Source organism: Curtobacterium sp. B18 (assembly GCF_000333375.1).
Lineage (GTDB): Bacteria > Actinomycetota > Actinomycetes > Actinomycetales > Microbacteriaceae > Curtobacterium.
Genome location: NZ_BACZ01000604.1, coordinates 1 through 9,451 on the forward strand (window position 1 = coordinate 1; position 9,451 = coordinate 9,451).

Genomic DNA, 9,451 nt, shown 5'->3' on the forward strand with positions numbered 1-9,451 from the left:
GGACCCCGCGCTGCCAGTCGCTCTTCAGGTCGACCCGCCCGACGAGCCGGTCGTCTNGCAGCACCGGCAGCACGTAGTACCCGAACACCCGCTTCGGTGCGGGCGTGTAGATCTCGATCCGGTAGTGGAAGCCGTACATCCGCTCGGCCCGTCGCCGGAACCAGACGACCGGGTCGAAGGGACTGAGGACGGCGTCCGCCGACATCCGACGCGGCACCCGGGCGTCGGCGTGCATCCAGGCCCGCTCGCCCCAGGACTCGACCTGCACCGGCACGAGCTCGCCGGCGGCCGCGAGCTCGGCGATCGCCCGGGCGGTGTCGTCGGACCGCAGCCGGAAGTAGTCGGCGACGTCCGCGCGGGTGCCGACGCCGAGCGCACGCGATGCCCGCCGGACGAGCTCGAGGACGGCGTCGGGGCGTGCCGGTGCCCCCTCGAGCGTGCCGGCCGGCAGGACCTGCTCGGGGAGGGCGTAGACCCGTTCGAAGCCGGAGCGACCGGCGCTCACCACGTCGCCCCAGCGGAACATCTGCTCGAGGCCGGTCTTGACGTCGCTCCACCCCCACCACGGCCCACGTCGGACGTTCGCCTCGTGCTCGACCGCGCTGGCCGGCATCGGCCCCTCGGCCGCGAGGAGCGCCCGCAGCTCGCGGCGGACGCCCTCCGTCCGACGGACCCCCTCGATCCGGTTCGGCCAGGCGTCCCGCGCCCGCAGCGCGTCCATCCGCCACCGGAAGAGCGGCAGGTCGGCACGGTCGACGAAGGCCGCCTCGTGCGCCCAGTACTCGGCGTAGGGGCCGCGCGCCGTCATGGTGCGGCGGTCGAGCGTGGCGCGGTCGTAGGCGCCGAGGCGGGCGAACAGCGGGAGGTAGTGGCTGCGCTCGAAGACGTTGACGGAGTCGATCTGCAGCAGGCCGAGCCGCGCGAACCCCGCCGTGAGGGCACGCGTCGACACCCGGTCGGCCGGCGGTTGGCCGAAGCCCTGGGCGGCCAGTGCGACACGGCGGGCCTCGGCGGCGGAGAGCGTGGTCCTGGCCATGGGACCGAGGCTACCGATCGCCGCCGACACCCCGGGGAGACCCGTGTATGCCGCATCTGGTACCTGTCAGGACGCACATCGCTACACTCGCGGTCATGGCATGGGGCAGAAAGCAGCAACCGACGCATCCGGACCCCGTGGTCGAGGAAGCCGTCCCGACGGGCATGCGCATCGCCGGCGCTTGGTCCTGGCGGATCCTGGTCGTCATCGGCGTGATCGCGGTCTTCATCTGGCTGATGACGATCTTCAGCCAGATCCTCATCCCGTTCCTCGTCGGCATCGTCGTCTCGGCGCTGCTCGTGCCGATCTCGAACTGGATGCAGCGCCACCACGTGCCGAAGTGGCTCGCGGTCGTGATCAGCCTGCTCGGCGGGCTGGCGGCGATCGGTGCCCTGGTGTGGCTCGTCGTCGACCAGATCATCGCGTCCTACCCGTCGCTCCGCGACCGCACGGTGGAGCAGTACGCGAACATCAAGGACCTCGTCCTGAACTCCGGCCTGGGCATCACGCAGAGCGACGTCAACGGCTGGTTGAACGACGGCACGAAGTGGCTGCAGGACAACAGCGCGTCGATCCTGTCCGGGGTCGCGAGCGCGGGTTCCGGTGCCACGCACGTGTTCGAGGCGCTCTTCATCATCCTGTTCACCACGATCTTCCTGCTCATCGACGGCAAGAACGTCTGGCGGTGGGCCGTCCGGCTGTTCCCGAAGAAGGCCCGCGCGACCGTCGACGGTGCCGGGGTCGCCGGGTGGATCACCCTGACGAGCTTCATCCGTGTCCAGATCTTCGTCGCGTTCGTCGACGCCGTCGGCATCGGACTCGGCGCGTACATCGTCGGCCTGTTCTTCGGCGGCATGCCGCTCGTGATCCCGATCGCGGCCTTCGTGTTCCTCGGTGCGTTCATCCCCGTGGTCGGCGCGATCGTCACCGGCTTCCTCGCCGTCTTCGTCGCCCTGATCTTCAACGGTCCGCTGGCGGCGGTCCTCGTGCTCGGCGTCGTCCTGCTCGTCCAGCAGATCGAGGGCCACATCCTGCAGCCGCTCGTGATGGGCAACGCGGTGAAGGTGCACCCCCTCGCGGTGGTCCTCGGGGTCACCGCGGCCTCCGGGCTGGCCGGCATCGCCGGGGCGTTCTTCGCCGTGCCGCTCATCGCGACGGTGAACACGATGGTGATGACGATCGCGAGCGGTCGCTGGCGGGGACTCGACTCCGAGCACGTGCTGGAGGCCACGCCGAAACGCGGGCAGCACGGGCAGCTGCAGCTCATGCGACGACGTCGGCACAAGGTCGGCGACGAGGTCCCGGCACCCGGCAGCAAGCCGCAGGCCACTGCGGCTGAGGGAACGGCCAGCACCAACTGACGTCACGGGTTCGTCAGGAGCGCCGCGAGCGACGATGATGGACCCGTGACCGACACCACCACGCCGCTGATCCCCACACTCGACGACATCGAGAAGGCTCGCGTGACGATCGCCGGGGTCGCTCGCGTCACGCCGATGGAGACCTCGCAGTTCCTCGCCGAGGTCCTCGGGTCGCCGGTCCACCTCAAGTGCGAGAACCTGCAGCGCACCGGGGCGTACAAGGTCCGCGGCGCGTACAACCGCCTGTCGACGCTCACCGCCGAGCAGCGGGCCGCCGGCGTCGTCGCCGCGAGCGCCGGCAACCACGCGCAGGGCGTCGCCCTCGCCGCGCGCGAGCTCGGGATCCCGGCGACGATCTTCACCCCCGTCGGTGTCGCCCTGCCGAAGCTCCAGGCCACCCGGCACTACGGCGCCGAGGTCGTCCTGCGCGGGCACTCCGTGGAAGAGGCCCTGAGTGCGGCGAAGGACTTCGCGAACCGGACCGGCGCCGTGTTCATCCCGCCCTTCGACCACCCCGCGGTCATCGCCGGACAGGGGACCCTCGGGCTCGAGATCCTCGAGCAGGTGCCGGACGCCGACACCGTCGTCGTGCCGATCGGCGGTGGCGGGGTCATCTCCGGGATCGCCCTCGCCGTCAAGGGCATCGCCGAGCGCACCGGTCGCAGCATCCGCGTCCTCGGGGTGCAGGCCGAGAACGCCGCCGCCTACCCGAGCTCGATCGAGGCCGGTGAACCCGTCACGGTGCACACGAAGCCGACGATCGCGGACGGCATCGCGGTGGCGCGGCCGGGCGACCTGAACTTCCCGATCATCCGCGACCTCGTCGACGACATCGTGACCGTGTCCGACGACGACGTCGCCCGCGCGCTCCTGGTGCTCCTCGAGCGGGCGAAGCTCGTCGTCGAGCCCGCCGGCGCCGTCGGTGTCGCGGCGATCATGTCCGGCGCCGTCCGCGACACCGGGCGCACGGTCGTCCTGCTCAGCGGCGGCAACATCGACCCGCTCATGATGGAACGCGTCATCACGCGCGGTCTCGTCGCGGCGTCGCGGTACATCGGGATCCGGATCATGCTGCCGGACCGTCCGGGGCAGCTCGCCCGGGTCTCGCAGGTCATCTCGGAGGCCGGCGCGAACGTCGTCGAGGTCCTCCACACCCGCCACGGCCAGGGGCTCGTCATCAACGAGGTCGCGCTGGACCTGTCGATCGAGGCCCGCGGACCGGAGCACGCGCAGGAGGTCATCCAGCGCCTCCGCGAGGTGGGCTTCCGGCCGGAGCTGCTGGAGCACTGACACCCGTCACCCCATGACAGGAGGCGCGGNGCCAGNNGGCACCGCGCCTCCTGTCATGGCAGCGGGTGGGTCTACGGCTCGTAGCGCTCGACCTTGGTGACCTCGACGGCGATCTCCTTGCCGTTGGGTGCCGTGTAGGTGGTCGTGCCGCCGGCGCGCAGGCCGACGATGGCCGCGCCGACCGGGCTGACCGGGCTGTAGACGGTGAGGTCCGAGCCCTCGCCGACGATCTCGCGGTTGCCGACGAGGAACGTCGACTCGTCACCGGCGATGACGGCGGTCACGACGGTGCCGGGCTCGACCGTGCCGTCGAAGTCGGCTTCGCCGACGGTGGCGTGCTTCAGGAGTTCGGTGAGCTGACGGATGCGGGCCTCGATCTTGCCCTGCTCGTCCTTGGCGGCGTGGTAGCCGCCGTTCTCCTTGAGGTCGCCCTCTTCGCGGGCGGCTTCGATGCGGTTCGCGATCTCCTGGCGACCTTCACCGGACAGCGTCTCGAGCTCGGCCGTGAGGCGGTCGTGCGCCTCCTGCGTCAGCCACGTGACCTGGGTGTCGTTGCTCATGGTGATTCCCTTCAGCATGGAACGAGACCGGCCGGTGTGGCCGGTCTCGTCCGCGAATCACAGCAGTCTAGGGAACCCAGCAGTCGTGGATCAAGCCGGTCACGCCCCGTGACACGGTGTTCACAGGGGTGCTGATGCTGCGCACGCGTTGATCGGATGCGGGCACCCGGATCTCGCGCCACCCGACGATCGTGTACGACTTGTCGAGGACCTGGACGGCGCACTTCGCGACCGTTCCGGGGTCGACAGAGATCTGCGTGTGCACCACGACCTCGTGGTCGGAGACGACCTGGTACCCGACGTCGTCGGTGTCGAGTCCGTGGCTGGTCTGCCCGGGGCCGGCCCAGATCACCCAGACGATGAAGACGAGGGCGACGGCAGCGGCGGCGACGATGCCGATCAGCCGAGTGCGGCGGGCACGCCCGGGGGTGCGGCCGTAGCGGTCGTCCAGCGTCGCGGTGGTGCCGGCGGACGGCTGAGGTGCCGATGGGTGCTGCGGTTCGGACAGTTCGGGGCTCCCGGGGTGATTATCCTGATCCCAGGGTAGTTCACGTGATGCTGTGTGCTGCCACGCGACCAGTGAGGAACCCCAGTGCCGTACCGCCTGTTGGCCGTCCACGCCCATCCCGACGACGAGTCGAGCAAGGGAGCGGGGACCGCGGCGAAGTACGCGGCCGAGGGCAACGAGGTCCTCGTGGTCTCCTGCACCGGCGGCGAGGCCGGTGACATCCTCAACGAGCAGCTCGGCGAGCCCGCCACGACCCGCGCGCACCGCGACATGGCCGGCTACCGGCGCACCGAGATGGCCGGAGCCCAGGCCGCGCTCGGCATCGACCACCTGTGGCTCGGCTACCACGACTCCGGGCTGCCGGACGCCGACAAGGGCGAGACGGTCCGGCCCGGCACCTTCTCCACCGTGCCGCTCGAGTACTCGACCGAGGCGCTGGTGCGGGTCATCCGTCGGTTCCGCCCGCACGTCCTCGTCACCTACGACGAGAACGGCGGCTACCCGCACCCCGACCACATCCGGACGCACGAGGTCTCGGTCGCCGCCTGGACGGCCGCCGCCGACCCAAGCGCCTACCCGGACGCCGGGCCCGCCTGGTCGATCGCGAAGCTCTACTACGAGCGCACGATGAACCCCCGACGCTTCCGGACGGTCTTCGCGGCCCTGCAGGAACGCGATCCCGACAGCCCCGCGGTGGAGCAGCTCCGCGAGTGGGTCGAGCGGTTCGCCGACCGGCCCGACCTCGCCACCACCCACGTCGACGTGCACGAGTACTTCGACGCGCGGGACGCGGCGCTCCGGGCGCACGCGAGCCAGGTGCCGCCGGACAGTGCCTTCTTCTACTGGCCGAACGACCTCCTCGCGACGGTGTGGCCGACCGAGGACTACCAGCTCGTCGAGGCACGCGTGCCGACCGAGCTCCCCGAGTCCGACCTGTTCGCGGGGATCCCTGCCGACAAGGACACCACTGCGTGAGCACCATCCACGCGGCACTCGCCGCGACCCCCAGCCCGAGCCCGACCTCGACCGTTCCCGACGTGGACGTGACGCCGGGCGTCGCCGGCTTCATCGCGATCGCGGTCGTCGCGATCGTGACGATCCTGCTCGTCATCGACATGACCCGCCGCATCCGGCGGACGCGCTACCGCGCCGAGATCCGGGAGCGGCTCGAGGCCGAGGCGAACGGCACCGCGACCGGGCCCGACGGTGTCGGGCGTGACGGCGTCGCGACGGACGAGCCGGAGCGGCGCGCGGCCGAGGACGGCCGGGCCGACGTCGGGGACGACACCGAGCGCGGCTGACGCGACCGCGCGACCGGCGCGGTGGACGGGACCGGTGCGGTGGACGCGCGCGCGCGACGTCAGGGGCGGGGCGGGCGCGAGCCGTGCCTCCTGTCCGACCGACCGTCGCGGTCAGCGCACCGGGTCCAGCGCCACGATGAGCACGCCCGCCCACTGGGCCGCGAAGGCGACGACGGTGAGGGCGTGGAACACCTCGTGGAAGCCGAACACCGTCGGGGACGGGTTCGGGCGCTTGAAGCCGTACACGAGCGCGCCGATCACGTACGCGAGCCCGCCGGAGAGCACGAGCACCGTCATCGGCACGCTGGCCGCGAAGAACTGCGGCAGCAGTCCGAGCGCCGCACAGCCGAGGACGAGGTAGATCGGGACGTAGAGCCACCGTGGCGCGCCGATCCAGAGGACGCGGAACGCGATGCCGAGGGCCGCGCCGGACCACATCACCCAGAGCACCACGACCATCAGGGTGTGCGGCAGGGCGCAGATCGCCACGGGTGTGTAGGTGCCGGCGATGAGCAGCAGGATGTTCGTGTGGTCGATGCGCTTCAGCACCGCCTTGACCTTCGGGCCCCACGGAAAGCGGTGGTACGTCGCCGAGACGCCGAACATGGCGAGCGACGTCGCCATGAACACCGCGCTGCCGACCTTCGCCGCGGGGGAGCCAGCCAGGGCGATGAGGACGACGCCCATCGCGATCGCGAACGGGAACGCCCCGAGGTGGATCCATCCGCGCCAGGCGGGCCGGGGCTCGGGCGTGCCGGCGGCGCGACCGGCGGCTGACCGTCCGGCGACCGTGCTCTGGGCCTCGTCGGTGAAGGGGACGTGGGGGAGGGTCCCGGTGTCGTGCTCGGCCTGCATGGTCCGACCGTAGGGCCAGATGCCGAACGAACGCCGAACACGTCCGGACCTCCCGGCGAACGCGGTCCGCTCCGAGGTCGGGTGCACTATGTTCGATCCGTGACCGGCAGGGTGGGATGGGCAGGACGAGGGATCCTCTACCGCGCCTACCAGAGCCGGATCCGTCGGCAGATCGACGGCTCGGCGATGCCGAAGCACGTCGCCATGATCGTGGACGGCAACCGGCGCTGGGCGAAGCAGCTCGGTCTCGAGTCCGCCGCGCACGGGCACCGGGCGGGCGCCGCGAAGATCCCGGAGTTCCTGACCTGGTGCGACGACCTCGGCATCGAGGTCGTGACGCTCTACCTGCTGTCCTCCGACAACCTGACCGGCCGCGGTGGTGAGGAGCTCGAGCAGCTCGTCGGCATCATCGCCGACCTCGCGGGCACCCTCGCGGACCACCGTGACTGGCGCGTGCAGCACGTCGGAGCGAACGAGGGGCTCCCCGGACCCCTCGTCGAGGCGCTGTCCGCCGCGGAACGACGGACGGCCGACCACACCGGCCTGCACGTGAACCTCGCGGTCGGCTACGGCGGTCGCCGTGAGATCGCCGACGCCATGCGCAGCATCGTCCGTGCGCACGGCGAGGGCGGCGGCACGCTCGACACCCTGGCCGAGGTGCTGACGCCCGAGCTCATCGGCGACCACCTGTACACGCAGGGGCAGCCGGACCCCGACCTCGTCATCCGGACGTCGGGCGAGCAGCGGTTGTCGGACTTCATGCTGTGGCAGAGCGCGCACAGCGAGTTCTACTTCGTCGAGGCGTTCTACCCGGACCTGCGCGAGGTCGACTTCCTCCGGGCCGTCCGCGACTTCGGGTTGCGGTCGCGGCGCTTCGGCGGCTGACGACCGGACCGCGGGCTCCGTCCCCGGGCAGGTGCCGTCGGGCACTGCCTTCGGCTGGCACCGGTGCGTGGACCGGACCGGGTGCGGCCCGTCCTCGCTGATCCCAGTAGACTCACAGGGTTTTCGTCCCACGGAAGGTTGCCCCTGTGAACATCGCCGAGTATGCCTCAGGCTTCGCCGAGGAGCCCGGCTACCTCGACCACGCCGCGTTCGGCCCCGTGCAGACCGCGGTCCTCGAGGAGCAGCGCGTGCTCGGGACGATCCAGGAGCACATGCGCTTCGGTGCCATGGAGACGCTCGACGAGCAGGACGCACGCGTCCGGACCGTCGCGGCACGGTTGGTCGGCCGGCGCGAGGACCAGGTCGTCTCGCAGACCGCGACGACCCCCGGGCTCCTGCACACCGCGTTCGGGCTGACCGGCGGGGTGCTCGTCTCGGCCGACGAGTACCCGTCGCTGCCGTTGGCACTCGCGAGTGCGGCCTCGGCGACGGGCGGGCGCGTGCAGCCGGTCGTGATCGAGTCCGGTGCCGGGTGGATGACCCCGTCGCTCATCGAGTCGCGCCTCACCGACGACGTCACCGCGGTCGCGCTCTCGCTCGTCGACTGGCAGACCGGCTACCTCGCCGACCTCGCCGCCGTCCGCGAGGTCATCGGCGACCGCCTCCTCATCGTCGATGCGATCCAGGGCTTCGGCGTGGTGGACGCTCCGTACGAGGTCGCCGACGTCGTCGCCACGGGTGGGCAGAAGTGGTTGCACGCCGGCTGGGGCACCGGGTTCACGGCGTTCAGTGACCGCGCGCTCAACCGGCTGCGCCCCGCGTTGTCCGGCCCGCACGGGACGTCCGGGTGGCCCACCGAGGTCCCCGCCGTCCGCCCCGGTGCCGCCGGGTTCCAGATGACCCGGATCGACCCGGTGGCGCAGGCGCGCATGGCGGTGTCGCTGGACCGGCTCGTGGCCGTGGGCGTCCCGGCCGTGCAGGAGCGGGTCGCCGACCGCGTCGAGCGCGTGTTCGACATCGCCGACGAGTTCGGCCTGTCCGTCGAGTCCAGCCGCGACCCGCGCGAGCGGGCCGGCATCGTGGTGCTCCGGCCGCCGCAGGGGCGCCTCACCGCGCTGTCCGCCGCGTTCCACAACCACGGGGTGACGGTGACGACGCGGCTCGGGGTCGCGCGGGTCTCGGTGTTCGCGTCCACGACGGACGAGACCCTCGACATGTTCCGCGACGCCTGCCTCTCCTACGCCACGATGCAGTAGCGGCGCGCCCGCGGCACGCAGCCAGCCGCGCAGCGCGCGCCGCGCAGCCAGCCGCGCTGCGCCCGCGACCTCACGGGGTGGGCGACAGTTCACGCGCTCTACAGCGCGAGAAGTGTCGCTGGGCCCGTGAATTCGCGCGGGGCGGAAGACGCGGGGCGGGAGACGCCGGACGCCAGGCGCGGGGTGGGCCCGCACCGCGCCTCCAGACCGGCGGACGGTCGCGCTGTTCACGTGACCGTAACTCCGGAAACCGCGTGTCGCTCGCGTCGTGTCGGCGGTCCGACGTAGTTTGACGGCATCGGGCACCGCGCCCGATCGAAGCGGCCACAGTCGGTGCTTCGGGACCGCTCCAGTGGCCGCGTTTCGAGACATGGACCGGGCCGAGCGCGGCCCGGGGAT

At 71.6% G+C, this 9,451-nt stretch carries 10 protein-coding genes; 6 read left to right on the top strand and 4 right to left on the bottom strand.

All coding sequences use genetic code 11. The annotated features are described in order from the left end of the window. Positions 1-1,036 (bottom strand): winged helix-turn-helix domain-containing protein (locus I5E_RS16325; protein ID WP_031262980.1); only part of this gene is annotated, 1,036 nt, incomplete at its 3' end. Between the two features lie 95 nt (positions 1,037-1,131). Here I5E_RS16325 and I5E_RS16330 point away from each other — a divergent pair. After that, on the top strand, positions 1,132-2,397 hold the full coding sequence (locus I5E_RS16330) for an AI-2E family transporter (protein WP_049973540.1): 1,266 nt from the start codon (positions 1,132-1,134) through the stop codon (positions 2,395-2,397). A 45-nt stretch (positions 2,398-2,442) separates the two neighbouring features. Continuing rightward, positions 2,443-3,687, top strand: a complete 1,245-nt coding sequence (gene ilvA / locus I5E_RS16335) for a threonine ammonia-lyase (RefSeq protein WP_022907929.1) — start codon at positions 2,443-2,445, stop codon at positions 3,685-3,687. Positions 3,688-3,758: 71 nt separating this feature from the next. On the opposite strand, the gene greA is transcribed toward ilvA, so the two are convergent. Together greA and I5E_RS23835 are read right to left on the bottom strand one after the other, a co-directional pair. Beyond that, positions 3,759-4,247, bottom strand: a complete 489-nt coding sequence (greA, locus tag I5E_RS16340; protein ID WP_031262982.1) for a transcription elongation factor GreA — start codon at positions 4,245-4,247, stop codon at positions 3,759-3,761. 67 nt (positions 4,248-4,314) lie between these two features. Next, entirely contained in the window at positions 4,315-4,866 is a 552-nt protein-coding gene (locus tag I5E_RS23835) for a DUF4307 domain-containing protein (RefSeq protein ID WP_022907931.1), read from the bottom strand. On the opposite strand from I5E_RS23835, the gene mca reads away from it, so the two are divergent. Both mca and I5E_RS16360 read left to right on the top strand, forming a co-directional pair. Beyond that, a complete protein-coding gene (gene mca, locus I5E_RS16355) occupies positions 4,840-5,730 on the top strand; it encodes a mycothiol conjugate amidase Mca (RefSeq protein ID WP_022907933.1) in 891 nt (296 codons plus the stop codon). The two genes, I5E_RS23835 and mca, sit on opposite strands and share 27 nt — an antisense overlap. Beyond that, complete coding sequence (locus tag I5E_RS16360) at positions 5,727-6,056, top strand: hypothetical protein (protein ID WP_022907934.1); 330 nt, start codon at positions 5,727-5,729, stop codon at positions 6,054-6,056. Before mca ends, I5E_RS16360 begins: the two co-directional genes overlap by 4 nt. Positions 6,057-6,167: 111 nt before the next feature. Here the strand turns inward: I5E_RS16360 and trhA are convergent, their stop codons facing one another. Next, positions 6,168-6,911 carry a PAQR family membrane homeostasis protein TrhA gene (trhA, locus tag I5E_RS16365; RefSeq protein ID WP_031262985.1) on the bottom strand — a complete coding sequence of 248 codons (744 nt, stop codon included), beginning with the start codon at positions 6,909-6,911 and terminating at the stop codon, positions 6,168-6,170. 99 nt (positions 6,912-7,010) lie between these two features. Between trhA and I5E_RS16370 the strand changes: the two genes are divergently transcribed. Further along, positions 7,011-7,796, top strand: coding sequence for an isoprenyl transferase (locus I5E_RS16370; RefSeq protein ID WP_031262986.1), 786 nt, complete (start codon positions 7,011-7,013; stop codon positions 7,794-7,796). Positions 7,797-7,942: 146 nt separating this feature from the next. Continuing rightward, complete coding sequence (locus I5E_RS16375) at positions 7,943-9,052, top strand: aminotransferase class V-fold PLP-dependent enzyme (RefSeq protein ID WP_022907937.1); 1,110 nt, start codon at positions 7,943-7,945, stop codon at positions 9,050-9,052. Positions 9,053-9,451: the final 399 nt, after the last annotated feature.